24 protein-coding genes are annotated in these 26,929 nt (G+C 37.1%); 5 read left to right on the top strand and 19 right to left on the bottom strand.

Annotated elements, in window-relative coordinates; translation table 11 throughout:
* Positions 1-111: 111 nt before the first annotated feature.
* Both galE and AC6CHR_RS10700 read right to left on the bottom strand, forming a co-directional pair.
* Complete coding sequence (gene galE, locus AC6CHR_RS10705) at positions 112-1,119, bottom strand: UDP-glucose 4-epimerase GalE (RefSeq protein ID WP_498248702.1); 1,008 nt, start codon at positions 1,117-1,119, stop codon at positions 112-114.
* A gap of 20 nt (positions 1,120-1,139) precedes the next feature.
* The gene (locus AC6CHR_RS10700) at positions 1,140-2,312 is read right to left on the bottom strand and encodes a galactokinase (protein WP_498248701.1); all 1,173 of its coding nucleotides are present in this window, start codon (positions 2,310-2,312) and stop codon (positions 1,140-1,142) included.
* 306 nt (positions 2,313-2,618) lie between these two features.
* On the opposite strand from AC6CHR_RS10700, the gene AC6CHR_RS10695 reads away from it, so the two are divergent.
* On the top strand, positions 2,619-3,467 hold the full coding sequence (locus AC6CHR_RS10695; protein WP_498248700.1) for an AraC family transcriptional regulator: 849 nt from the start codon (positions 2,619-2,621) through the stop codon (positions 3,465-3,467).
* 25 nt (positions 3,468-3,492) lie between these two features.
* On the opposite strand, the gene AC6CHR_RS10690 is transcribed toward AC6CHR_RS10695, so the two are convergent.
* The 5 genes from AC6CHR_RS10690 to AC6CHR_RS10670 all read right to left on the bottom strand — a co-directional run bounded on the left by AC6CHR_RS10690 (position 3,493) and on the right by AC6CHR_RS10670 (position 9,294).
* Positions 3,493-3,858 (bottom strand): hypothetical protein, encoded by a 366-nt coding sequence (locus AC6CHR_RS10690; protein ID WP_498248699.1) that lies wholly within the window; start codon positions 3,856-3,858, stop codon positions 3,493-3,495.
* Positions 3,859-3,915: 57 nt separating this feature from the next.
* Positions 3,916-4,851, bottom strand: coding sequence for an NAD(P)/FAD-dependent oxidoreductase (locus AC6CHR_RS10685; RefSeq protein ID WP_498248698.1), 936 nt, complete (start codon positions 4,849-4,851; stop codon positions 3,916-3,918).
* A gap of 782 nt (positions 4,852-5,633) precedes the next feature.
* A complete protein-coding gene (locus tag AC6CHR_RS10680; RefSeq protein WP_498248814.1) occupies positions 5,634-6,539 on the bottom strand; it encodes an SDR family oxidoreductase in 906 nt (301 codons plus the stop codon).
* A gap of 142 nt (positions 6,540-6,681) precedes the next feature.
* Positions 6,682-7,980: a hypothetical protein gene (locus AC6CHR_RS10675; protein WP_498248697.1), complete on the bottom strand. Its 1,299-nt coding sequence runs from the start codon at positions 7,978-7,980 to the stop codon at positions 6,682-6,684.
* Positions 7,981-8,085: 105 nt separating this feature from the next.
* On the bottom strand, positions 8,086-9,294 hold the full coding sequence (locus AC6CHR_RS10670) for an MFS transporter (RefSeq protein ID WP_498248695.1): 1,209 nt from the start codon (positions 9,292-9,294) through the stop codon (positions 8,086-8,088).
* Between the two features lie 277 nt (positions 9,295-9,571).
* Between AC6CHR_RS10670 and AC6CHR_RS10665 the strand changes: the two genes are divergently transcribed.
* Positions 9,572-9,844 (top strand): spore morphogenesis/germination protein YwcE, encoded by a 273-nt coding sequence (locus AC6CHR_RS10665; protein ID WP_498248694.1) that lies wholly within the window; start codon positions 9,572-9,574, stop codon positions 9,842-9,844.
* 783 nt (positions 9,845-10,627) lie between these two features.
* Here AC6CHR_RS10665 and AC6CHR_RS10660 read toward each other — a convergent pair.
* Both AC6CHR_RS10660 and AC6CHR_RS10655 read right to left on the bottom strand, forming a co-directional pair.
* On the bottom strand, positions 10,628-11,092 hold the full coding sequence (locus AC6CHR_RS10660) for an SRPBCC family protein (RefSeq protein ID WP_498248693.1): 465 nt from the start codon (positions 11,090-11,092) through the stop codon (positions 10,628-10,630).
* Positions 11,093-11,112: 20 nt separating this feature from the next.
* A complete protein-coding gene (locus tag AC6CHR_RS10655; RefSeq protein ID WP_498248692.1) occupies positions 11,113-13,290 on the bottom strand; it encodes a DNA topoisomerase III in 2,178 nt (725 codons plus the stop codon).
* A gap of 235 nt (positions 13,291-13,525) precedes the next feature.
* Between AC6CHR_RS10655 and AC6CHR_RS10650 the strand changes: the two genes are divergently transcribed.
* Positions 13,526-15,076 (top strand): ABC-F family ATP-binding cassette domain-containing protein, encoded by a 1,551-nt coding sequence (locus tag AC6CHR_RS10650; protein ID WP_498248691.1) that lies wholly within the window; start codon positions 13,526-13,528, stop codon positions 15,074-15,076.
* Between the two features lie 343 nt (positions 15,077-15,419).
* Here the strand turns inward: AC6CHR_RS10650 and AC6CHR_RS10645 are convergent, their stop codons facing one another.
* From AC6CHR_RS10645 to AC6CHR_RS10630, 4 genes are all read right to left on the bottom strand, one after another.
* Entirely contained in the window at positions 15,420-16,325 is a 906-nt protein-coding gene (locus AC6CHR_RS10645) for an NAD(P)/FAD-dependent oxidoreductase (RefSeq protein WP_498248690.1), read from the bottom strand.
* 164 nt (positions 16,326-16,489) lie between these two features.
* Complete coding sequence (locus AC6CHR_RS10640; RefSeq protein WP_498248689.1) at positions 16,490-17,353, bottom strand: class I SAM-dependent methyltransferase; 864 nt, start codon at positions 17,351-17,353, stop codon at positions 16,490-16,492.
* 269 nt (positions 17,354-17,622) lie between these two features.
* A complete protein-coding gene (locus AC6CHR_RS10635) occupies positions 17,623-18,021 on the bottom strand; it encodes an Rrf2 family transcriptional regulator (protein WP_498248688.1) in 399 nt (132 codons plus the stop codon).
* A gap of 395 nt (positions 18,022-18,416) precedes the next feature.
* Positions 18,417-19,286 (bottom strand): SDR family oxidoreductase, encoded by an 870-nt coding sequence (locus tag AC6CHR_RS10630; RefSeq protein WP_498248687.1) that lies wholly within the window; start codon positions 19,284-19,286, stop codon positions 18,417-18,419.
* Between the two features lie 226 nt (positions 19,287-19,512).
* On the opposite strand from AC6CHR_RS10630, the gene AC6CHR_RS10625 reads away from it, so the two are divergent.
* The gene (locus AC6CHR_RS10625) at positions 19,513-19,953 is read left to right on the top strand and encodes an Rrf2 family transcriptional regulator (protein ID WP_498248686.1); all 441 of its coding nucleotides are present in this window, start codon (positions 19,513-19,515) and stop codon (positions 19,951-19,953) included.
* A gap of 274 nt (positions 19,954-20,227) precedes the next feature.
* Here the strand turns inward: AC6CHR_RS10625 and AC6CHR_RS10620 are convergent, their stop codons facing one another.
* The 6 genes from AC6CHR_RS10620 to AC6CHR_RS10595 all read right to left on the bottom strand — a co-directional run bounded on the left by AC6CHR_RS10620 (position 20,228) and on the right by AC6CHR_RS10595 (position 25,017).
* Positions 20,228-21,064 (bottom strand): STAS domain-containing protein, encoded by an 837-nt coding sequence (locus tag AC6CHR_RS10620; RefSeq protein ID WP_498248685.1) that lies wholly within the window; start codon positions 21,062-21,064, stop codon positions 20,228-20,230.
* Between the two features lie 69 nt (positions 21,065-21,133).
* The gene (locus AC6CHR_RS10615; protein WP_498248684.1) at positions 21,134-21,766 is read right to left on the bottom strand and encodes a response regulator transcription factor; all 633 of its coding nucleotides are present in this window, start codon (positions 21,764-21,766) and stop codon (positions 21,134-21,136) included.
* Positions 21,763-22,803, bottom strand: a complete 1,041-nt coding sequence (locus AC6CHR_RS10610; protein WP_498248683.1) for a sensor histidine kinase — start codon at positions 22,801-22,803, stop codon at positions 21,763-21,765. The genes AC6CHR_RS10615 and AC6CHR_RS10610 overlap by 4 nt, the downstream gene beginning before the upstream one ends.
* Positions 22,800-23,534 (bottom strand): cell wall-active antibiotics response protein LiaF, encoded by a 735-nt coding sequence (gene liaF, locus AC6CHR_RS10605; protein WP_498248682.1) that lies wholly within the window; start codon positions 23,532-23,534, stop codon positions 22,800-22,802. The genes AC6CHR_RS10610 and liaF overlap by 4 nt, the downstream gene beginning before the upstream one ends.
* 188 nt (positions 23,535-23,722) lie before the next feature.
* Positions 23,723-24,370: a PspA/IM30 family protein gene (locus AC6CHR_RS10600; RefSeq protein ID WP_498248681.1), complete on the bottom strand. Its 648-nt coding sequence runs from the start codon at positions 24,368-24,370 to the stop codon at positions 23,723-23,725.
* Positions 24,371-24,666: 296 nt separating this feature from the next.
* Positions 24,667-25,017, bottom strand: a complete 351-nt coding sequence (locus AC6CHR_RS10595; protein WP_498248680.1) for a lmo0954 family membrane protein — start codon at positions 25,015-25,017, stop codon at positions 24,667-24,669.
* Between the two features lie 267 nt (positions 25,018-25,284).
* On the opposite strand from AC6CHR_RS10595, the gene AC6CHR_RS10590 reads away from it, so the two are divergent.
* Positions 25,285-26,799, top strand: coding sequence for an FAD-dependent oxidoreductase (locus AC6CHR_RS10590; protein WP_498248813.1), 1,515 nt, complete (start codon positions 25,285-25,287; stop codon positions 26,797-26,799).
* Positions 26,800-26,929: the final 130 nt, after the last annotated feature.

The raw sequence follows: 26,929 nt of genomic DNA, 5'->3' as shown, positions 1-26,929 counted from the left end.
TTCACATCTTACTTTCAACTACAACTAGTTAAAAGAAAGGAGCCTCCCATGACCTATATGTTGAATCTTACAAGACCTTTAGTAGGGTAGACTCCGATTTCTCTAGATATCCTATTTAAAAATGTTTGTTGCCTTTGAATAGCCTTTAGGGTTCTTTTGGAACCACTTCCAAGCACTTTCAATCATCGTATGAAGATCAGCATATTTGGGACTCCAGCCGAGCTCTTTGACTGCCTTTTCTGATGAAGCAATTAAGATAGCTGGGTCACCTGCTCGTCGTGGTGCTACTTCTGCTGGAATTGGATGTCCTGTTACAGATCTAGCCGATTCGATTACTTCTTTAACAGAGAAACCATTACCATTACCAAGATTATAGGTAGCACTTTTATTTTCTTTTCGTAATTTTTGAATCGCTAGAATATGGGCATTCGCCAAATCAGTTACGTGGATGTAATCACGGATACATGTACCATCTTCTGTGTTGTAATCATCACCGAATATCATGATCTTTTCTCGATCACCTAATGCTACTTGTAAAATAATTGGGATCAAATGAGACTCTGGATCGTGATCTTCTCCAAGCTTTCCGTCCATATGAGCTCCCGCAACATTAAAGTATCGAAGGACGACATACTTTAGGCCATATGCTTGCTCGCTCCACTTTAACATTTTTTCAACAGCAAGCTTTGTCTCTCCATATGGATTTGTCGGGATCGTTGGGTCTGTTTCAACGATTGGCATACGTTCTGCTTCCCCATAGGTAGCTGCCGTAGAGGAGAAGACAATTTTCTTTACACCAAATTCCGTCATCACCTTTAACAGGCACATTGTTCCATAGACATTGTTTTCATAGTATTGAAGAGGTTTTTCGACACTTTCACCTACAAGTGAATCTGCTGCAAAATGAATGACTGCTTCAATTTCATTTTCTTGAAAAACATTTTTTAGAAATGCTTCATCACGGAGATCTCCTGTATATAGTGTTGCTCCTGCTAAAACGGCTGGCTGATGTCCCTTTTGTAAATTATCTACTACGATGACGTCCTCATTACGATCTAAAAGCTCAGATACTGTATGACTACCAATATATCCTGCACCACCACATACTAAAACGGCCATGTTATTCCCTCCCAGTTTATTTATTCTTGTATTTCTTTTGCTCCGTCCCCTACATTTGCTACATAAAATTCTGCTGTTAAACCTGTTTTTTCTTTGTAGCTTTTACCAACCTCTTCGATAAAGATTTCTATTTTTTTATTTTCAACGATTGAAACTGTACAACCGCCAAAGCCCGCTCCAGTCATTCGTGAGCCGATTACACCTTCTTGATTCATTGCCGCTTCAACCAAGGCATCCAATTCGACGCCAGTCACTTCATAATCATCTCGTAATGATGAATGAGAATCACACATTAGCTGACCAAAGCTTGCTATATCACCTTTATTGAGTTTTTCAACTGCAAGTATCGTCCGTACATTCTCGTAAACTGCATGTTTAGCACGCTTGCGATCAATATCGTTTTCGATAAGGTGCTGATTGCTGTCAAACTGCTCGGTTGTTAAATCCCCTAATGATTTAATTGAAAGCTTTGTTTGCAAGTCTTTAAGCGCACGCTCACATTCAGAGCGTCTTTCATTATATTTTGATTCAGCTAATGCTCTTCGCTTATTCGTGTTGGCAATTACAAGTGAAGCATCCTTAAGCTCAATCGGACTATATTTGTACTCCAAGCTTTGACAGTTCAACAAAATGGCATGATTTTCTTTGCCCATACCAATCGCAAATTGATCCATAATCCCACAGCTTACTCCGATAAACTCATTTTCAGCATGTTGACTCATTTTTACTAATTCCACCCTCGGAAAAGTTGTATCGTATAGGGCTTGTAGTGTCACAGCTGTCGCAAGCTCTATCGATGCCGAAGAGGATAACCCTGCACCATTTGGGATATTTCCATAAAATAGTATATCAAATCCTTGATCTAAATGGATGCCTTTATCAGTGAATTCCTTGATAACTCCCTTTGGGTAATTCGCCCAATCATGCTCTTTGTTAAATTCTAATGGTTCATTAAGAGAAACCGAGATAACCCCTACCTCAGGAAAATTCATTGAATACAATTGAACCTTTCGATCATTCCTTTTAGAAACATAAGCATATGTTCCAAATGTTAATGCACATGGAAAAACATGCCCTCCATTATAATCTGTGTGCTCTCCAATTAAATTAACTCGACCTGGTGCAAAAAAACGGCGAATGTCATGGTCTTTGTTAAATACCTTGATAAATTGTTCCAACATCTGTTCTTTCATATTAGTCACCCTTCATTTTACTAATTTATCTTCCATATTCGTCCTTCTTGAGTTGATCCCTCTTACCGACTACTAGTAAATCTTGTTTGATTTCAATTTCCCAACCTTAATGATGTTAGTTTCATTGTAAATTCCTGATCGCTTCGATACAATGGTAAAAATAAATTTAATAAGCAGTACATTTTTGCTGTTATTTTTTACGTTATTCAGGGTTTTGTTATTCTTTTAAACAGGTTAGACTAGGGGTAATCACCCTTTTTTTGCTTTACTATTCTAAAAAGGGTACGAAAGGGGGATTAATTTGCTATGGATAAAAAAACTGGAGCTATTGCCTTTCGATTTACTGATGATGTCAATTCAGTTGCGCAAATCTGGTCTGTAGGTTGGGATGAACAACAATCATCTCTTTATCATTGGAGTGGGACAGAGCGAAAGGATCAGGGGAAATACATTTTTCAATACACGATAGCCGGGCATGGTGAAATAAACATTGATGGAAATGTTCATACCTTAAAAGCTGGGCATGCATTTATTGTTAGCAGTCCTAGCAACTATCATTATTATTTACCAACTAACTCAGAAAAATGGGAATTCATCTATTTAACTCTTTATGGACATGAGGCAAAACGTTGTTGGGAACACGTTAAAAAATGTGGGAATCAAATTGTCCGTTTTCACCCGGAGTCTACTCCTATTAAGCTTATCAAGCAAATTTATGATAATGCGAAGGAAAAGAAGATCACAAATGCCTATGAAGGTTCAAGTATTGCTTACAATTTTATAATGGAACTATATGTCTACCTATCAAATATTGATAAGCTTATGGAGGATTGGTCAGAAGGTGTCATTAGCGCAGCGCTATTTGCCAGAAATTATTATCAAGATGATATTAGTTCCGAAGAAATGGCTGAAGCCTCTAAATTATCAAAATACCACTTTACACGACTATTTAAGAAAGAAACAGGTCTGACACCTGTACAATACTTAACAACAATCCGTCTTCAAAAAGCGACTGAACTATTACAACACACTAAATACACGGTTGATGAAATCGCCCAATTAGTTGGCTATAAAAATGCAAACTATTTAAATAAAGTGACCCGTAAACTTATCGGGAAATCACCTGGTCAAATAAGACAAGAGGAAACAAAATAAGCAAATTGGCAAGATAACCATTTGCTTATTTTGTTAAATCAATCTGGATCGTTCCTTTTTGATGCATGATCGTCATCGTCGTTCCAGGTGTCATCATATTTTCAAGAATATCCTTTGCTGATTGAAGAGCAAATTCGATTCTCTCTAGCTTTTCCGTCTCCTGCTCACTTAGTTCCTCACCTCTATTTGAAAGCTGTTTAGTATATTGTTGTGATTTTTGATGATAATCGGCGATCTTCTCATACACCTCATCATATAAATCCTCTATTTCTTTTTTCATTTTCTCCTGCTCCCTTTTTAAATCATTTGTCTCTAGATCATTCGTCGCTGTTCGGGCTTTTGCGCTTTTGTCGGCATCTAGCTCCAGATCCCAGCGTCTAGTGAACTTCACCCTTCTCCTTACGATAAGTCATCAAGTTTCCTTTATCTTATTGCGTTGTGCTCCAGTTCATACGTCGCTATTCGGGCTCTTGCGCTTTTGATTTAACAGTCTTTTATGTATCCAAATTGCTGCTTGACAGCCGTCAGCCATGGCGATTGTTACTTGTTCTGAGTGAGCAACGATGTCTCCGGCAGCCCAGACATTGGTTATATTCGTTTCCTTCGTTCTTGGATTAACAAGGACATGTTTATTTTCCATTCGTTCAACACCTAGTTGTGAAGCGAGTTCCGAGTGGACGATGTTACCTCCAAAGCCGATAAATCCACTTTCCCCTTTAACAGTTTGACCATTTTTCAAGGTGACCCCTTTAAACGATGAACCATTTTCTGCAATAACCGCTTCGATTGGTTCATTTATTGTGGTAATACCTTGCTTAGAAAGCTTATCTTTTAGTGTTTGATCGAATTCCTTTGAATCATGATTAATAAAGGTAATCTGCTTTGTCCAATAGGTTAGCGTTAGTGCAAGGTTAGCCCCTGCTTTCCCCGAACCCAATAACAAAACATGCTTGTCTCTTACCTCATAACCATCACAATCGGGGCAAATAAAGATCGATATACCTAAGCATGGTTCGATATTGTTTATATTCGGGATATTATCCTTGATACCTGTCGATAATAACAGTGTTTTTGCCTCAAATTCTAATCCCTGGTTCGTTCGAAGGAGGAACAACTTGTCTTGTTTCTCTGCGTCATTGACTCGATCCTTTAAAAATTTGATTCCTAAATCCTTTGCTTGTTTATGCCCTATTTCTCTAAGTGTTTGTCCACTTACACCATCAGGGTAGCCAAGGATATTATGGTAGCCCCGACATATGTTTGACCTACCATTTTGACTATCAATTACAAGTACATCATGAAGATAACGTCCCATTTGAATCGCGGCCTGCAGCCCAGCAATGCCTGCACCAACAATTATACAATCATATTGTTCCTTTTCCATCCAAACACGTCCTTTTAAGCTCTTTTCTAAAAAGTTTGTAGCTCAACACTTATAAAAATCGACTTTTTGGTTTTTTATAGTAACAATTGGAGCTCTCCTCAGAGAATATAACAAAGTAACTAAGCGGAAAGAGCCCGAAAACTAGCTTCTATCATAAATGACCAAAAAACCGGTTCAAATTCTAGAATGTGTCAAAATGGATAGCATCATTCATACAGACTTCTTTCTAATTGGCTGTTTTCGCAAGGATTGTTATTTTCCGTACAAAGTACAAATGTACACGTTTTAAGTTTATCATCGTGCTCTCTTCGCTAAATTATTCTGATACCCCACTGGAGATTGCTTGAATTTACTTCATAAAAATCCAAAAGTTGATTTTCATTAATACTTGAGCAACTTACGTTTAGAAAAGAGCCTTCTAGTTAGGGATCAGGCTCTTATGATTCTTTTGAAATGGCACTAACTAAATCTTTTAACTTTTACACATGTGGATAACTTATCACTTCACTTATAAAAAATCATTATATTAAATCTATATTTATAATAAGCTCTAAAAATTTAGATATTAACAACCTACCGAAAAGTTAGCAACAAGTTATCCACAATAGTTATCAACATATCCACATTTGTTATCCACATTTTGTGTAGGTACACACGTTCGCCACAATATATATGATAAACTATACCCACTATCCACAGGTTATGCACAGTCACTCGACAACTTTTTTTCAAATTTGACGTGATAAGACATTATTCTTAGTATACTATTTAACGATGTCAGATTATGAAGTTCGATACTCTCCTCCATTAACATGGAGCACCTGTCCTGTCACATACCTTGAATCATCTGAAGCCAAATAGACATAGGATGGAGCTAGTTCGAAAGGCTGACCAGCTCGTTTCATTTCGTTGTCCGCTCCAAACGTTGAAACATCTTCCGCAGGATAAGATGCTGGAATTAACGGGGTCCAAATAGGTCCAGGAGCTACTGCATTTACTCGAATTCCTTGTTCTACCAAAGACATAGATAAAGACCTGGTAAACGATGTAATTGCGCCTTTTGTAGATGAATAATCGAGTAATTTCTCATTCCCTTCATAAGCAGTAATTGACGTCGTATTAATGATACTACTTCCATTTTTCAGACTAGGTAAGCATGCCTTAACCATGTAAAAGAAAGCAAATATATTTGTCCGGAATGTAGCCTCTAGTTGCTGTGCTGAAATATTGAGAATACTATCTTGGACAAACTGAATTGCATGATTATTTACAACAATATCTAATCGTCCAAATGCCTTAATTGTCCTCGCAACTACTTCATAAGATGTCTGTTCTTGGCCAAGGTCTCCAGGATGTAACAGGCAACGTCCTCCAAGCTCTTCAATTCGCTGTTTTGTCTCATTTGCATCACGATACTCGTTTAAATAGGATATCACGACAGTTGCCCCTTCTTTTACAAATGCATATGCAACCGCCCTGCCAATCCCACTATCTCCACCAGTGATAATGGCTACTTTATCTTTTAACTTTCCACTTCCTTTATATCCTGCAAATTCAGATATTGGTCTAGGTACCATTTCATATTCAAAGCCAGGCTGATGGTTTTGCTGTTGCGGCGGAAAGGTTATCGGCTGATTCTTACATTTTCTTCTTATCGAGTAATATGGGTATACAGGATATGGATGCATGGTTTGCCCTCCCTGTTTCATTTCTCTCTCCTAAAGCCTATTCAGCACCTGCTTGGATAGATAACATGTATTTCGTTTTCTTTAGATCTCTTTAGAAAAAAATAAAAAAGCTGCTCAAATAGTTCATTTGAACAGCTCATCTTTACAGTGGTTTGATTACCTTTTTAACAACAAAGGCAAATAGTAATAATAGCAAGGAACATAAAAAGAGGGCTATAGCTACCATCGCTAATCCAATCCCATACCATGGATTAATTGTTGAACCAACAACAAAGCTTGTAATAAAAATAAAAACAGCTAAACCTAAACTAATTAAGGAAGGGATATATACCTTCTTTGAATGTAACCTTAAATAAACAGTGATCGCTCCAATAAGGACAATGTAATAAACCGAAATAACAGCATCACTCAATAGGTATTCGATCGTTTTCATGAACCAATGACTTTTTTCTGCTGTCGGAAGCTTTAGGTCAATTGCTTCTGGTTTACCGCCATCAACAGCTACTGTCATTAATTGATATTCCTCTGGTAGACTTGACCAATTTTCATAATGTAAAAAGGCAATTTTATCTGTTTTATGAAAAAAGACAGGTGACTGAACATTAGATTTTAACTCTGTCAGTTTTTTTGTTTTACTTGTTTCCAAATTTTTACTATATAGCTCGTATTCAAATAAAGATTCATTTTTGGATTCCTCGGAAACCGTGACGTAAGCAAGATATTTCGCTCCTTTAGAAAAGATAGATGCGTAGATATCACCTTTGATTCCGTCTACAGCGTCAGCCTTTGTTTCTATCTTCTCTTTCACTGAATAGGAATACAACTGCTCTCTTTCGTTAAATAAGCTATAATACAGCTCCGTCCCATCTTCCGAAATTGAAAGATCATTCATTGAAAAGTGATCCTTATCGGTTAATTGTACCGCTTCGGTTTCATTTAAATTCAATGAATAAAGATCATATCCTTCCTTTGTTTCACCCTCTGCCTTATTCGCAGCCTCAGCTGGCATGGCGATATAATAAACAGTTTCACTCGTAGGAGAAAATATAGCATCTGTAACATGCAGACGATCCGTTGTGATTGACTTTGGCTCACTTCCATCTGCATTCATCATCATTAATGTCTGAATTTCTTGTTTATTTTCAGATAGATACACGATCTTTTCTCCATCAGCGGAAAATTTCGGTCCGCGGAGCCTTCCATCCTTTTCTTTGCTAATTTTCGTTACTTCGGTCCCATTAGCTTTAGCCGTATAAATTCCTTCATTTCCATCTAGATAATAAGAAAAGGCTAATTTCTCATCATTGTCAGATACTGCAAGCTCACTACCTAATCCTGTGTAATATTTATAGGGATCTCGTTCCCGAAAAACACTGTAAAAAATTGATATGATTAATAGGATACTGCTTATCCCAATTACCCATTTTATTGATCGTTTCAATGGATCATCTCCCCTGCTTTCGTTTATATGTAATTGCTTCCACGTAAAATAGAGATTAGCTCTTATCTAATCTCTATTTTACATGGAATGTACTTTATAAAGCTATTATACTAACTCTCTTTGTTTTGTTTCGTCTCCCAATAATAAAACGGCTAAGGCACCAATCATAATGGATACAGCAAAAATAAAGAAAATAGTCTGAATGGATACATCAGCTGTTACTAAATAGCCAACCGTTAACGGCCCTAATATCCCACCAACTCTACCAAAGGATGCTGCCAAACCTGTACCTGTGCCGCGAATCTCTGTTGGATAGTGTTCAGGTGAGTAGGCATAAAGTGCGCCCCAGGCACCAAGATTAAAGAAGGATAAAAAGATCCCCGATGTAAGCAATAATGCAAGTGAGTCAGCATTACCAAAGAAATATGCACTAACTGCTGTTCCAAACAAAAAGGTAACTAGTACAAACTTACGACCCAACCGCTCAATGAGAAAGGCCGCTAAAAAGTAACCTGGTAATTGAGCAAGTGTCATAATTAATACATACTGAAAACTTTGGATTAAACTAAACCCCTTCATCACCATCACACTTGGCAACCATAGGAACATTCCATAATATGAGTAGACGACACAGAACCATAGTATCCATAACATAGCCGTTTGCTTAGTATAGGGTTTTCCCCAGACCTTGGCTATTTTCTTAAATGATGATTCCTTTTGCTTCGAATCATTGATTGCTTGGAAACGTGGTGAATCTGGTAACTTTAAGCGTAAATACAACGCATAAAATGCAGGTAGCGCGCTTAGTAATAATGCTGCCTGCCAGCCAAAGCGCGGGATGACAAAATAAGAAATAAGTGCAGCAATAAGCCATCCTCCTGCCCAAAAGCTTTCTAACAACACAACGACTCTTCCCCGTTCATGTGCAGGCACACTTTCAGATACAAGTGTTGACGCTACTGGAAGTTCCCCGCCTAATCCCATTCCGATAATAAATCGCAAAATAAGGAATAATGTGAAAGAGGTAACTAATGCAGATAAACCACTACCTACTGAAAATAATAGCAAGGTAATAATAAAAACTTTTTTACGTCCCACTCGGTCAGCCATTAACCCAAAAAATAAAGCTCCAACCGCCATACCAATTGAATTCACACTACCAATCCAGCCCATTTGCGAGGTAGTTAATCCCCAATCTGTATGTAAAGCTGCAATAACGAAAGAAAGAATTCCAACATCCATCGCATCAAACATCCAACCTAAGCCCGCTACACCAAGTAATTTCTTTCTTGAAATTTCATTTGTTTTAACCATTCAATCCACCCTTCAGTTCAATCAATATGTATTTTTTCTTATTAAGGTAAATCTCACCATCTTCACTTATACTGCAATTAAATTGCATCAGTCAAGGCTTTTTGCTTAACATTATTATTTAGTTTGAATAATCCCTCATTTTATTGATGAAATATTGGATTTTATCACTTTATTGTTAGAAATGGATATGTTATAGTAATTGTAACAAAACGTTCACAAAACATCCTTTTTTTTGACACAATTTTGAAAGCGTTGACAACCACAAGGAGTGATTAGTATGGATGTATTTTTCGCTTATTTATTAATAGCAAGTGCTTCGCCACTGTTTTTATGGAAAGAAAACATTAAGCTTGCGATTTTCCAAATCCCAGTTGTGATTTTAATGTGGGTCATGTTCATTCTCTATATCCGTTTTGACTTTGGAATGACTGGCCATGTTGTTTTTGGCAGTTTCTTTGCTTTAAATGTTATTCTTGCCCATATTACTGTATTCTACGTGTTTATTAGACCATTCTTTGACCAGTTAAAAAATAAAAGGAGTCTCGTGTAAGGACGTAACATAGTTAGAAATGGCCCAGCTTTTAAGTTTGGGCCCTTTTTTGTGCGTTTGGAGCATTAACCCCTAAGCTTACTCAATGTCCACATGATCTGTTAATAGATAGATCCGATCCCGTGTGTTCCCTCACTCGGATTCATCGATTTAAGTAAGCTAGTCGCAAACGTCGAAGAGCTACTTTTCCATCTAGCGTACGAAACATTTGATGGAAATCTTCATCAAAATAAAGGATACCAGCTATATTTTTCACTTCTAGTATAAGGATAAACCTATGAACTATGACAATAGAATCTAGTAGAAAATAATGTTGGCTACTTTAAGCCGGAGATCGTGAGTAGATAGTAGTCTTTTTCTGGCAGGAAACTTTAGGGATAATCAATAGCCTGTTCACCTTTGTAACCAGACAGCCCTTTTGAAAGATTTTCCTTCATTTTCTGATATCTTTGGATGATCTTGGTGGGGTACGACGTAGTAACGCTTGTAATTTTAAAATCGTAAGGGGTATCCTTCGCTCTTTTATGATCATATTTTCACTCCAATATACGTTTTGTTACCCATATTCAGCTTTTTCCGTCGAATTCCTGCATGAAATCTTCATGGAAGAGTATCTTTTATGGCCTTCCCCATTGAAACCTATCAACTTTACCGCTTAATCTATCAACCTTTTCAAATAATCTATTAACTTCGGGCTAAAATCTATCTTTTGACAAAACTCAACAAATTTCGACCTCCTCATTCAAAAACAACCCAAAAAAAATAACGCCACATATAGCGACGTTATCTCTCACGAATTCTCTCTTCAGCTATCCGTTTTATAAATCGATTCCTCGTAATAAGAAATTCCTTCATATATTGCTCTAAAAACAACCGGTCAGCTACTTTTCCAATCAAACCGAATGGCGATGTGTAATCGAACGTATCAATCATAAGTGTACCATTCTCTTTCTCGATAAATTCATGGGAATGATAAAACCGTTTGAATGTACCCTTCTCCATTTCATCGACAAATCGGTTGGGAAAGTCGAATTCGGTTATACGTGCAGTTAATTTTTGTTTCATGCCAAAATGGATCGCTTCCCAAGTGACCGTTTCGTTTAATCCGATCAAGCCACTTGTTACGCCAGCGATTGCCTTTTCTTCTGTAAGTCCTGCTGATTGGGTATGAATATCAATATCTCGTGCGACATCAAAGCATATTTCGCGCGGTGCATAAATAAACATATCTGTTTTAATTATTGGCACTTTCGATCTTCCTATCTTGATTACTTTTTAAGATTCAACTTCGCTAGTGCATCTGCTAAGGCGGAGTTTGTAAAGTCTTCATCTTGCTTTTTCATATATTTCGCTACTTCGCTTTTTGACACCTTTGTATTTTGATTCTTTTTTCGCCGTTCCTGGAAGGCTGTCATTTTTTCACGATGTCCACAAGGGCAAAAGAACATTTGTCCTTCTCCTTCGCCTCTTAGTTCAAGTTTTTTATGGCATTTTGGACAACGGGCATTTGTCACTTTTGAGACACCTTTTTTGTAACCACATTCACGGTCCTGACAGACGAGCATTTTTCCCTTTTTGCCATTCACCTCTAAAAGAAGTTTGTTGCATTCAGGACATCTACTGCCGGTGACATTGTCATGTTTAAAGGTTTGCTTACTATTTTTTATTTCATTGACTACTTCTTTGGCATAATGTTTCATCTCATTTAAAAAAGCTTGCTTTGATAAAGAACCCTTCGAAATCTTTGTTAACTTTTGCTCCCAATCTGCTGTTAAGACAGGTGATTTTAAATCTTCAGGTACAAGTTTTAGTAGTTGCTTACCCTTGTTTGTAATGAAGATGTCTTTGCCTTTCTTTTCAATCAAAAAGCTACTATACAACTTTTCAATAATGTCCGCTCTTGTTGCAACTGTTCCAAGCCCACCTGTTTCACCTATTGTTTTAAGGAGATCCTTGCTTTCACCTGCCATATATCTTGTTGGGTTTTCCATGGCTGAAAGAAGTGCTGCTTCATTGAAGCGAGCAGGTGGCTTTGTTTCACCAGTTGTTTTCGTTAGAGAGACAACCGCTAATTGTTCACCTTTTGAGGTGGCTGGTAGTTTTTGGTCATCATCCTGGTCGTCGTCAGTATAATCGCTATATACTTCTTTCCAACCTTGCGCTAAAATCCTCTTTCCTTTAGCTGTAAACTGTTCGTCACCGATTTTAACTGTTACCACGGTTTGCTCAAACTGGAAAGCTGGTAAAAGAACAGCAATAAAACGTTTTACAACTAAGTCATAAATTTTGCGTTCCTTGTCTGTTAAAGCGCTAAGAGGTACAGATTCTTCAGTTGGAATAATGGCATGGTGATCAGATACCTTTTGATCATCAACAAAAGATTTATTTGCTTTTATCGGCTGTCTGGTAATCTTAGCGATTGCCTGAGCATAGGGCTTCATTCTACAAGCTTCTAATCTATCCTTTAACGTTTCAACGATGTCACTTGTGATATAGCGTGAATCTGTTCTCGGATAGGTTAAGACTTTATGCTGTTCATAGAGTTTTTGCATGATTGACAGCGTCTCTTTCGCCGAGTAGCCATAGCGTTTGTTTGCATCACGTTGCAGCTCGGTCAAATCATAAAGTGCTGGTGAATATGTTTTTTTAGGTGTGATTTTCACCTCGGTAATCGTAGCTGATTTACCTTTGAGATTGCCTATCCTTTGATCAATCTCTTGTTCTGTAAAGGTCTTGGTATCATTTGTTTTAGCATCACGCCATGTTAGGGTTAGTCCATTATTTGCTTTTGCTTTGATGCCATAATATTTTTTCGGCTTGAAGTTTCTAATCTCTTCTTCCTGCAGGGCAATCATTGCAAGTGTTGGAGTTTGTACACGACCTGAAGATAGTTGGGCATTATACTTTGTCGTTAACGCACGAGTTGCATTCAAGCCTACAATCCAATCAGCTTCTGCTCTAGCAACAGCTGATGCAAAGAGGTTTTCATATTCTTTACCGTTTTTCAATTTACGAAAGCCTTCTTTAATGGCCTTATCGGTAACAGATGAGATCCATAGTCGCTTAAGTGGTTTATTGACATGTGCTTTTTCAATAATCCAGCGTGCAACAAGCTCCCCTTCACGACCTGCATCTGTTGCGATCACGACATCTTTTACATCTTTTCGTAAAAGCTGTGTTTTTACTGCTTGAAATTGTTTACCTGTCTTTTTTATCACAACTAGCTTAAGTGGTGATGGCAGCATTGGTAAATCCTCTAACCGCCATGATTTATATTGATCTCCATATCCGTCAGGTTCCGCTAATGTGACAAGGTGACCTAATGCCCATGTTACAATATATTGGTCTCCTTCAAGAAAGCCATTTCCTTTTTTATGACACTTTAACACTCTAGCTAAATCTCTTCCTACTGAAGGTTTTTCAGCTAGAACGACTGTTTTACTCATATAAACATCCTTCCTTAAAACCTATTTCCTTACCTACTATTATATGTCTTATTGTAATGGAAATCTAATTCAATTAACTGGCATCGATGTTGGTTATTAATGGATAATACGCTAAATACACTCAATGAATCTATCTATGACAATGACAACCCACATTGATTCCCAGTAGCATATTAAATAAAACAATAGTAAAATGGGCAAAGATACTGTTTATTTTTGGAGGGTAAAAAGAGTTATGAGTCTATTAACAATCGATAATCTCAGTCACAGTTTTGGTGATCGTACGTTGTTTAAAGATGTGTCGCTTCGCCTATTAGCAGGAGAACGCGTCGGTCTTGTTGGAGCTAACGGTGTAGGTAAATCTACGATAATGAATATAATTACAGGTCAACTTATTCATGACGATGGTCGTGTAGAATGGACTCCTGGAGTTCGTTACGGTTACCTTGATCAACATACAGTTTTAACAAAAGGTAAAACAATTCGTGATAGTTTAAATGATGCGTTTTTACCATTATTTGAGCAAGAAAAGGAATTAAATGTTGTAACAGATAAAATGGCAACTGCCACTCCTGAAGAACTTGAGGAGTTACTAGAACAAATGGCTGAAATCCAAGATCGGTTAGATGCGGGTGGATTTTATCAGCTAGATATGAAGGTTGATGAAACAGCTAGAGGGCTAGGTCTTGATGCAATTGGCCTTGATCGTGATGTATCAGCATTAAGTGGTGGTCAGCGGACGAAGGTACTTTTAGCAAAGCTTTTACTAGAGCAGCCTGATGTATTATTACTAGATGAGCCGACAAACTATCTTGATGTAGAGCATATTAAGTGGCTTAGTAACTATTTAAAGGAATATCCACATGCGTTTCTGTTAATCTCTCATGACACAGAGTTTATGAATAGTGTTTCCAACGTCATTTTCCAACTAGAATTTTCAAAATTAACGAGATATACGGCTTCATATGAAAAATTTATTGAGCTAGCAGAAATGAATAAAAACCAGCATATTCATGCTTATGAAAAACAGAAGGATTTCATTAAGAAGCAAGAAGATTTTATTTCAAAAAATAAAGCACGGTACTCAACAACCGGTCGTGCAAAAAGCCGTCAAAAGCAATTGGATCGAATTGAGCGGATTGATCGACCTGAAACTGCTGTTAAACCAACATTCGAATTTAAAGAGTCAAGAGGAAGTAGCCGTTATGTATTTGAGGCGAAAGACCTTGAGATTGGCTATGACGAACCACTATTGCCGAAGCTAACAATGACCATTGAACGTGGCGAAAAGATTGCAATTGTTGGTTGTAATGGAATTGGGAAGTCTACTTTGCTCAAAACAATCCTTGGAAAAATTGAACCTTTAGGTGGAACAACCAATCGTGGAGACTTTCTGTTTCCCTGTTATTTTGAGCAAGAAGTGCAAGCAGGATCGATTACACCTATTGAGGATGTATGGAATGCCTTTCCACATCTTGATCAACACCAGGTTAGAGCACTTCTTGCAAGATGCGGTCTGAAAAACGAACACATTTCTAGACCATTAACACAGTTAAGTGGTGGAGAACAGGCGAAGGTTCGGTTATGTAAGCTCCTTATGAATGAAAGCAATTGGCTTCTATTTGATGAGCCAACGAACCACCTTGATATTACCGCAAAAGAAGAACTTAAACGTGCAATCAAAGCATACAAAGGGACGATTGTTCTGGTATGCCATGAGCCTGAATTTTACGAAGATTGGGTAACAAAGGTTTGGGATATTGAGGATTGGGCAGAAAGTAAGTAAGTTCGGATAAATTCGAGTAACTCGTTCCAATACTGTGGAGAAATGTAACATAACAGATAAAGAACACTCGAATCACAATAGAATTCATACTAAACGCTTGGATTAACTGAAATTCCAAGCGTTTTTGGCTTATTAAATTTTATTTAAAGGCTATTTTCGCAACGATTGTTGTTTTTCGTACATAACTCTACTTCACGGAACTAGCCTATCTTCGTGCTCTTTTCGTTAAATAACTCTGATATCCCTTTGGAGATCGCTTTAATTTACATAATAAAAATCCAAAAGCCGATTTTTATAAGTACTAGAGCAACAAACTTTTAGAAAAGAGCCTATTTAAAAGAAATCAAAAACGTTCCACTGTTAAATCCATATTTACGGACCCTGCTACTTTATTTCCATCGGCAGCCGCTATAAGTAATGAGGAAGGTGCTGATTTTTCAGTTTCTCCGGCAATATATATGTTTTTTTGTGTTGTTCTACCAACACCATCAGTTACAACTGTTCCATCTTCTTGAACCTCACACCCAAGCTTCTCTGCAAATTGATTTGGACGAAAAAAGGATGGAACAACAAATCCGCCAGACCTAGTAATCGTTTCTCCTGAGACAAATTCAATTTCTTGCAGATAACCGTCATCACCGATTAAATGTTTGATCGGCTCCGATTTGACTTTAATCGAACGTTTTTGTAACGCTTGAACTCCTGCTTGAGATAGTTCAACACCGTTTGTTATAACAACTAAATCCTCTGACCAGTTATAAACTAATTTTGCCATATGCAGGACATGTTCTTCTTTCTCTGCCATTACAATTAATGGCTTATCCCTTAGCTCCCAGCCATCACAATATGGGCAACTAAACAAGCTTTTCCCATAATAATTTCTTACACTCCGAATCGGAAATATCTCTTGAATACCGGTTGCTAAGATAATCCTTTCTGTAACAAATTTCCGACCATCCGTTGTTTCGACGATAAATCTTTCATGACCAATCTCTTTGATGATTTCAGTAATTGTTGTATTAAAATAGGATACAGATAGATAATGCTCCAATTCTTTTAGCCCTATTTCTTTAAACTCCTGGGGTTTTATCCCATCACGCGTAATAAAACCATGTGACTCATGTGTGACTCTATTCCTATTCGTCCCATCATCAAATAAGGCAATTCTTCTCCTAGCCCTCCCCAACGTTAAACTAGCACTTAACCCAGATGGACCTCCACCTATAATGATACAATCATAAACATTCATTTTTTCCCTCCTTTTTCATTTTTTAGCTTATCCCAAAACAACATCAAAGACCTTTTATATCTATAATTAGATAAAAAATAATTTATTGATCATTTATTAATCTGTATTCTCACAAATACGTTGTACATTTTCATGATAAGCATAGTTATCAAAACAATTGATTTTTAATCATTTAAGTAAACGAGAACTTTTCCGAACCTCCCCCCCATTCTTAGCGAGATTTCATCTTCATAAGTTGCACGTAAATATTCTTCAGACTTTCTAAGTGAATTTTCTTCTGCTGAAATCCCATAATCATAAAACCGTTGTGCCAATTTATCTACTGCGTCATCTAAATTCATTTTTACCGTCTTCATCTGTTTTTCAATTAACGTTTGATAAGAATAACCGTTAAGATAAAGTAATTGTAAAATGTATGCCATATCAGAGGAACCTATTTCTCTTGATTCTATATCTAGAATCGGTAAAAGTTCGTCGATTAAGTGATTTTCTTTTGGACCGGCCATCGTACTTATATAGCAATATTTCTTGGCGAAACTTAAAGCTTTCATCACCATCTCCCAATCCTTCATAGCTGGACACATTGATGCAAAAACGAGATCGTACAATGAATTATGTTTATCTGTTACTATTTCTTCAAAGGTTTTTTGGATTACATTCACTTGAACTGAGTAGTTCATAGTGTTTTTTTCTAGCATTCTAGCCAAGTCAGGAGAAGGTTCAATAGCTGTAACATTTGCTCCTTTTTCTGCAAAAGGGATACTGAATACACCAGAAGCTGCACCTATGTCTAGAACTGAAAGATCCTTAAAGGAAACAACTTGATCTTCAATCCATGTTAAGATTCGATTACTTCGTTGTCTTCCTTCATGCCTAAATGAATTTTCATCATATGATTTCGCCCACTTTCTGAATTCCTTTGTTTGATCATTACCCTGGCCCAATCTTTGCATGATTCTTAGAGATGTGGTTGGATCTTTGTTCCAAGCCGACTCCCATACTTGCTGATTAAATAAATTCTCTTCCATAAAGGTTCCTCCTCTATTCGACTCCCACTTCAACGACATGAGAGATAGTTTATATCTTTAATTTAGGTATAAAAGACTTTTTAAAGATAAGAAAACTACAACATTTCTGTACTTAGTTTTGGTGTCTAGCTCTAGTGCTCAGCGCCTAGTGAACTTCACACTCCTCCTTACAATAAATCAACATCGAATCGTTATCGCTCTTCGTGTTTCCTTTACCTCAAACGGAGCGCTCAAGTCCATACGTCGCTAAACGGGCGCTTTTAGCCTTTCTAATGTTGTTGTCTTTTTACAACCAAATCAGCAATTGTTTGTTGTCTTAGTTCTTCTTCCATTTTTTCTTCTGATCTCAACATGACCTTTTGAATTAAACATTCAGTGCCATGATCAAAATCACAATCAAACAATGATGACTTACCTTCAATTGCATAGATAATATCGAGAAACGTAATCGATTCCCACCCTTTCGTTAATGAGTATCCACCATTAGCTCCTGAAGCAGAAGTAACCATACCTTCTTTGACAAGCTTGGTTAGTATCTTAGACAAATAAGTAGGTGATACATTTTGCTGTTCTGCTAGCAACTGTACACCAACTGGTTTAGTGGAATTTGACATTGCTAAGTGTAGCATCGTGTGAAGTGCATAGTTAGTAGCTTTTGAATACTTCAATGCTTTCATCCTTTCTTATTAATAAAGGACTTTAAGAGTCTTTAATAACCATTATAATATAGAGGTTTTGATTGTCAAGTTAATGGTAATCTCATTTAAAATAGATACGGAACTTATAACAACGGATGAACCCGTTAGCCATCTATGAAGCGCAAAATTCTCCGTCAATCTTTTCCCACTAACTTAGATACCAGCAGCAGCGGATAAAGCTGCTCCTCCACCTTATAAAATGTATTCTGCTTCTTCCAATGCTTTTTTGTTTTTTCTATGAGTTCCTGATAACTGTCATTCATATTTGCTCCTACTTTTTAAAATGGTTGATTAGCACAAAATTCGTATAGTTAAAAACCGACCTCTTATGGATTGAGAGCGGTCGGCTTTTTTAGTTATCTTGTTTATTTTGCTGAGATTCCATTAACCATCTGAGTCAGTGCCTCTTTGATTGGTGTAACTGATCGTCCTAGAAGTTTTACAAAATCATTGCTCTCGACTTCTAGTGTGCCTTCTCGAATGCCTTTTTGGATGTCAACAAGCATCGGAATAAGGAAATCTGGTACTCCAGCACCTTTCATGATTTCAGCATAAGTAGCGTCATCAACCTGTTGCACATGTACCTCTTTATCCAATACACTACCAAGAGTAGTTGCAATCTCTTCCTGAGTCAATAACTTACCAGAAAGTTCGTAGATTGTGTTTTCGTGACCATCACCTGATAATACCGCAGCTGCAGCTTCGGCATATTCTTGTTGTAATACCCAGCCTACCTTACCAGTTCCTGCTGATGTCACCCATGGAGCTCCTGCTAAAATACCTTGAATACCCGAAATTTCATTCTCCAGGTACCAGTTGTTGCGTAAGAAGGAGTAAGGAATGCCTGTTTTCAGGATCGCGGCTTCTGTTGCCTGGTGTGTTGGAGCAAGGAAATTCTTACTTTCCTTTGCGTTTGCTAAACTAGTATAAGCAATAAATTTAACCCCTGCACGCTCTGCCGCAGCTACTGCATTCGAGTGCTGACGAATTCTTGTTTCAGTGTCACCATCCGCAGAAATAATTAAAAGCTTATCAATACCAGCAAAAGCAGAATCTAATGTTTCTGGTCGATCAAAGTCTCCTTGCCGAACTTCTACACCACGAGTTTGTAATCCTTCTGCTTTCTCTGGGTTGCGTACACTAACAGCCAGTTGTTCTGCTGGAACTGTTTTTAATAGCGTCTCCACTACTTTCGTTCCTAATTTTCCTGTTGCTCCTGTCACTAACATTTTCATTATTCTATTCCTCCAATTATATTTTCTCGTTAATAAAAGAATCGAACTATCCTGTATTCACTTTGAATACCTGTACTCATAATAGATACATGATATAGTCTTGTCAATAGATTTAATAAGCCTTTTTTATATTCTACTAATTTTAAGGTATAATACATTGTATTCAAAATAGATACATGGACTTTAAATGAAATCCAGTCTGTAAACATATAAAGTAGGTGAAACTATGTCCATTAGCAGTAGATTTACTGTAGGTATTCATATATTGGTTCTTATTGAAATAAACAAAGAAGGAATAAGTTCATCGGAATTTTTAGCTGGGAGTGTAAACACGAACCCCACTTTGATTAGAAAAATTATGGGTATGCTAAAAAAGGCAGGATTAATTAAGGTACAACCAGGTATAGCGGGGGCAAAGCTTGCTAAGGATCCTGCTAACGTAACATTACTTGAAGTTTATAATGCTGTAGATGTAGTCCATGAAAAAGAATTATTTAGTGTACATGAAAACCCTGACCCTGCTTGTCCCGTTGGCAGGAACATTCAAGATTCTATCACTCCTGTGTTATCAGCAGCTCAATTTGCTTTAGAAAAAGTACTAGGAAATGTTACGATTAAAGAGATTATTAAGGATATTGTTGAAAAAGAGACATTCCTTAAATCATAAGTAGTTCCGTTAATATGGAGAAAAACTCAATAAAACAAGCAATGCTTTTATTCACAGTGAAAATCGCATACCAATTATCAATTAAATCCCGCTCAGAGATTCTAACTATGCACGGGATTTAATTGTGGATATAACAGAATTAAAAAAGACCAAACAAGATGCGATTTGGTCTACTCATTAATAGTTTAATTACGATTTCACTCAACAAAAATGGACCTACTAACCACATAAGTGCTACTTATTATATTATGAATTCGGAAATCTACTTTTTTGATTAGCAATTAATTTCTTCTAACGCATGGGCAAGAGAAGATGTTGTTCTTATTCCATCGAAATCAAGACCTAATTGAACAGCTGTGTGAGCTATTTCAGGCCTTATACCTGAAAGTGTTGACTCAACACCTATAAGATTCAACGTTTGAATTAATTTGAAAATTTCATGAGCAACCATCGTATCAATTATGGCCACACCTGATAAATCAATACAAAGGTGTTCAATTTCCATTTCAGAACATTGAGTTAACGTGTTTTCTAAAATCAATTTTGCTCTAGTAGTATCAATATCGCCTATTAAAGGTAAAAGAGCTGTTTTATTTAACAACAGAATGACCGGTGAACTTAATTCATTGATCACACTCTTCTGTGCTTCTATTTGTCGCATCGTGTTTTTATGAGCTTCATCAATGTAAATATAAATCGATAGGTTCGCTACTTTAGAAACAATTTCAAGCCATGAGAACAATTGATCGAGTGTAATTTCATCACTATTTAATAGATAATATTTTTTAAGATAGCTAATAAAGACCTTTTTAGTGTTCATAAATTCCCTTACTACATAGTGAACAGGCGTACTTAAGTGCTTTTGATCTCGAGCAAGCTCTTCTGACCATTGTTTAAATTCCCGAAAAAAGCTTCCTTCTTCCTCTATAAACAATCTATGTATGTGCAAAAAATAATCTTGATTTTGTTCCTTTATTCTTCCTATAACAGCAGGATCTGTTGAGGCATAGACGGAGGTGGGATCGTGCTCGTCAACCATCCGATACCAATCTTCTGTCATTTGTTTAGAGTTTTCCATTAAGAAATTGTATAAGTCTTGATTTCTATGCATAGCTATTCTCCCCCACTAAAGTACTAGGCTGTTTATCCACCTAGAATTTTACCACATTTAGCTCATCAATTACTTTACTAATGAATGTTTGAATGCGTAGATTACTGCTTGTGTACGATCCTGAACCTCAAGTTTACTTAAGATGTTACTAACATGCGTTTTAGCCGTTTTCAATGCGATAAATAATGCATCAGCAATTTCTTGATTTGATTTTCCTTCTGTCATCAACATAAGGATTTCCATTTCGCGGGTGGTTAGTTGCTCATGAGGATGCACTACATCTTTTTGACGCATTTTCATCATCATTTTGCCCGTCACTTCTGGTTCCAAAATTGATTGACCATGGTAAGTCGAGCGCACCGCATTGGCGATTTCACTTGCCTTGGACGTTTTTAATAGGTAGCTCGTTGCCCCTGCTTCTAATGCTGGATATACCTTTTCATCATCAAGGAAGCTGGTGACAATGATTATTTTTGCTTCTGGCCAGGCATTCATGATTAATTTAGTTGCTTCAATCCCATCCATTTCCTTCATCACTAAGTCCATTAAGATAATATCTGGGCGTAGCTCTAGGCTCAATTCAACACCCTTTTTACCGTCATCCGCTTCTCCGATAACCTCGATATCTGGCTGTGCAGACAAATACGAGGATACCCCGATACGTACCATTTCATGATCATCGACAAATACCACTTTTATCATTCTGATTCACCCTCTACTGCTAGTACTGGAACTTTTACTTCTAATCGCGTTCCTTTATTTTTAAGACTGACAATCTTTAATGTACCACCTATTTCAACTGCTCGTTCGTGCATATTTTGCATGCCATAGGAACCCGATTTTTCTTCACTAATGTCAAATCCAACTCCATCATCAGACACTCGCATAATTACAAAGTCTTCTCGTTTTATTAATAAAACATCAAGCCTGGAAGCTTTAGAATGTCGTAGCGTATTTGAGACCGATTCTTGTAGAATACGAAATAAATGGTCTTCTACCCCTTTATCTAAAGGGATTGGTTCCACTTTCCACTTTATATTCATTGTAACCTTTTGCATTAATTCTACCAATAATTCTTGTACACCTTCTTGGAGTGATTTTCCTTTTAAAGCAACAGGTCGTAAATGCAACAATAACGCTCTCATTTCAAGCTGTGATTGGTGGATTGTTTCCTCTACTAGTCTTAGTTGCTTTGTTTCTCTAGTATCATCTATTGGTTTAGACTCCGTAATGGCCGACATCATCATTGAAGCTGCAAATAGCTGCTGACTTACTGAATCGTGGAGTTCTCTGGCTAATCGATTTCGTTCTTGTGAAACCATCTCCTGGATCCTACGCTCCTGGTCTTCAGCCTTCTCATTAGCAAGCTTTTGCGATAGCTTCGTTTGCTCCATGATATTATTTTGGACCTTTTCAATTCTTAACCAAATATCATGAATTTCAGGCAGTACTTGCTGTTCGATTGGAATCGGTCTTCCCATGCCAAGCTCTTTTACAGCATTTTCAACGGTGTTCAATTGTTTTTTCCAAAAGTATCCTGAGACAATCCCATAGCATACACCAGCCAAAATACTTATACTAGGTACCATATAGATAAACGGTAAATCAAACACCTTTTGGACCCATAATGATCGCCAGCTCTCCAATGGGAAGGCGATAAAGGTCATGGCAGATAATAAGATAAATAAAAGCAGTGAATACAAAGCACTTAGAAGAATTTGCCGCTGAATAATGCTCATATTCGTTTCACCTCAAGCTTGCCTGTTAATCCGGAGGTAATCAACTTAATCTTCTGTTCTGCATGTTCATACTCTTCCGTTTCAAACATGATTGTTTCATTGACAACTCTTTGCTCCCGCTCCTGAAAAATCGTTACAGTACCAGCTATAATTGAATGGTTCAAATGAACCTCAACTTCATATGGAACAAGAACTAACACATTTCCTACTAAGCTTCTAATCGAAATAATTGCTTCTCCTTTGGGTAAAACCGTTTCACTTAGATCAATTGTTGTATTGCCAATACCGACTTGTATATTGACATCGTTCCATTCATAAACCTGTTCGGGTGTTGATTGATTTGAAAAGAACTTATTATCAAATATTTTTTTTCGCGTGATGAATTTTCCAGACCTTATGTTATCCGTTTCTGTTAAGATCATTGGCTTAATTTCATTGGCACTTTTTTGTTTTTGAAAAAATTGCACGGCAATATAAAGAAGAATCACACATAAAAAGTAACGAAATGTGATCATATTTAAAACGGTTAAAATTAACCAAAACCATCCAATCCAGAATAGCGCCTTCCCAATAAAACGAGGTTTCCACTTCTTCCCTAAATAGATACTTCCAATTGATAAGATAAACGTGACAATTAAACCGCCACTAAAGAAGAGGACTTCTAAAAGAAGAAGGAGAATCCCTATTAAAAGAATCCAGTTTAAATAATCCATTTTTATATTCTTTAGCATAGTTATCCCCCCTTCGACATCTTGTGTACCGGCTTTCTAAAGGCCTGACCTTTGATATAAATCACTTCATAATAAAAGGTACATGCCCCGCTATTATGAAGTGATTTATTACCTACTAATCTAAAAATTTTTCTAATTTCAAAATAAGGCGTAGAGTCCCTACGCCTTATAAGAATACCATGATTTGCTTAAGAAATAGTATTTGTTTCTTCTGTTTTTTGTTGTTTTTCTAACTGCGCAATTCGAGAATCAATTGTATTGCGGTGGTAAGCTGTATTGACTTGATGCTCTAATCGATCAAGGTAGCTTTCCATTTCGTCAAACTTAGAGTATGACTTTGTTGAAAAACTGTTGTTTTCAACTACTTTATTCATACGGTGGTGAGCACGAGCGATATTCTCTCTACCCATTAGCTCCATCCGTTTAATTTGCATATCCTTTAGCTTATGTTTCATTTCTTCATATTTTTGCTCAAGTTCTTCAAGCTGGCGATTGGTTTGCTGACGTGACTCTTTTAAGCGCTCAACGCGTTCCTCGTAATGTGTTTGTTCTTTCAAAGCAAATTCATAAAGCTCACTCTCACCAGCGTTTGATGCTACTTCCGCTTGATGCTTACGCTTTTCAGCCATAGCTTGAGCTTCGTTATATTCACGATTAAACTCTTCTTTTAAGATATATTGGCGTTCAACTAGTTTACGAACCTTTTCTGTCTCACCTTCACATTGTCTTAAATAATGATTGAGTACTGAAAGTGGGTTCTTTTGCTCCTTCTGATCGATTACCTCATGTAAATCTGCTGAAACTGATTCCTTAATTCTTGTAAAAATGTTAGCCATTATATTCTCTCCTTTTTCTTAAGTAGGCTGAACCTACTTACTGTTTTTTTAAACTCTTTTCTAAAAGTTCGTTGCTGTTTCACCTAAAAAATCGGTCATTGGATTTTTTTCGTATAATTAGAAGCTATTTCAAAAGAAAATGGCCGAGTAATTTAGCGAAAAGAGCACGAAGATAGGTTACATACGTATAGAAGCTCTTATTACGAAAAACAACAACCTCTGCGAAAACAACCTTTTATAAATACTTTTCTGAATTTGTGACGGTTTTAAACGACCGTCTCCTGCTAAATTACTAATTAATAGTTACCTTTTAATTCATTCCATTCTTTTTCAAAGTTTGTGAATGGGTCATTATCTTCAGTGTTTTTTGTTGCTGTTGGTTTGTTCCATTTTTTATAGATAACAAATAAGAAGTAGATAGCAACAAATCCTAAGATCGCTGGTAAATTTGAAACTGAAGCGAATAATGCAATGACACCAATTATCGCAAGGATTACTTTATTAAATGTTGAGTCTGTTTTGAGAAATCCTTTGTATGAGTAATACATAATCAATAAGCTTATTCCTAACGCAATCATTGGTGCAAGGTTTGATAGTAGGACAATTACAGCCACCCCGCCTAAAAGTAAGTAACCAAGTTTTTTCATTATTATTTCCTCCTTTCAAATTTTATGGTGTGTGTTGTGTTCACCATGTTGGCTTCTCTCTATGTACTTATCTTACCTACATTTAAGCTTTCCAATAACGTGCCTTAGCTTTATTTTGAACTAAGACTTAAGACGTAGTGAGTCTCAGTCCCCTAAGAAAATCCCTTATTCATACATATTTTTAGCTAATTTGGGTAAAAGTTATCTAGTATGAGCTGTTATAAAAAGGAGGGCTTTTAATTGACTGAAGAATTCCCAACGGGTAAAATGCCATTCGATCCAGCGCCGTATTGGCAAGAGTCAACGCAATTACCTACTTTTTCTCCACTTTCAAATGATACAAAAGTTGATGTTGCGATTGTTGGGGGTGGAATAACCGGAATTACTACCGCCTACTTGCTTTCTAAAAATGGATTGAAGGTTGCTGTTGTTGAAGCAAATCGAGTTCTTAATGGTACGACTGGACATACAACAGCAAAGGTAACAGCCCAGCATGGATTGATCTATGATGAGTTTATTCAACATATGGGGGTAGAAAAAGCAAAGCTATATTATGAGGCAAATAATGATGCACTACGTTTCGTCAGACAAACGGTTAAGGATCTACAAATCGACTGTGATTTAACAGATGAAGATGCTTCCATGTATGCAGTGAGTGATACATATGCCCGAAAAATCGCAAAGGAATATGAGGCCTATCAAAAGCTTGGCATACCTAGTGAGTTTGCTGAAACGATTCCTTTACCTATTGATATAAAGGGCACTCTGATTATGAAGAACCAGGGACAATTCCACCCCTTACTTTATTTGAAAACACTTATTGATGAAATAGTAAAAGCCGGTGGAGAAATTTATGAAAAATCAACTGCTGTTAAAATCGATCAAGAATCTGCTAATCCTACAGTAACAACTCAAGAAGGACATAAGGTTGATTGTAAATATGCGATATCCTGTTCACACTTCCCTTTCATTGATGGGAAGGGGTATTACTTTACAAGGTTGGCAGCGGATCGTTCCTACGTTCTTGGTGTTACGACAAAACAGGAATTCCCAGGCGGTATGTATTACAGTGCCGATACTCCATCCCGGTCCTTACGCTATACACCTATGAACGGTGAAAAGTTAGTACTAATTAGTGGCGATGGTCATAAAACTGGACAAGGCAGTTCAACGTATAAACATTACAGGGCATTAGAGGAATTCGGAGAAGATGTATTAGGTATAAAGGAAATTAAGTATCGGTGGTCAGCACAGGATCTTTATACTTTGGATAAACTCCCATATGTAGGTCCGATTACGGCAAAGAAACCAAACATTCTCGTGGCCACAGGTTATCGCAAATGGGGAATGTCAAACAGTCATGCAGCAGCAAAAATCCTTACTGATCTCGTATTAGAAAAAGAAAATCCTTATGCAGAGTTATATAGTCCTTCCAGATTTTATACAGATCCTAGTATCAAGAAATTCCTCTCACAGAACTTAGATGTGGCAGGGCATTTAATAGAGGGAAAATTTGATATCGCTGACAAACGGATTGAAGATGTTAGTAATGACGAAGGTGCTATTGTGGTTGTTAAGGGGCAGCGGGCTGGTTGTTATCGTGATGTTGAGGGACACATTAACCTTGTTGACACGACCTGTACTCATATGGGCTGTGAGGTTGAATGGAATAGTGGTGATCGCTCTTGGGATTGCCCATGCCATGGATCGCGATTCTCTGTCGAGGGAGAAGTTATTGAAGGTCCAGCAAAGAAGCCTTTAAAACAAGTAGATCTAGACTAAACGTTAGAACAAAAGCGCACGGCGGCCAGCTACCGTCGAAAAGCATAAGACGAGGCTGCTTTAAAGGCTTCTCTTTAACCTTCCGGATAGATTGGCTTATGCCTTAGGAAAATAGATTTTAGTTTTTCGA

It is taken from the genome of Metabacillus sp. GQ13 (assembly GCF_059758525.1).
Note: the sequence above shows the minus strand (reverse complement) of the source record. Positions and strands in the feature narration are given on the sequence as shown.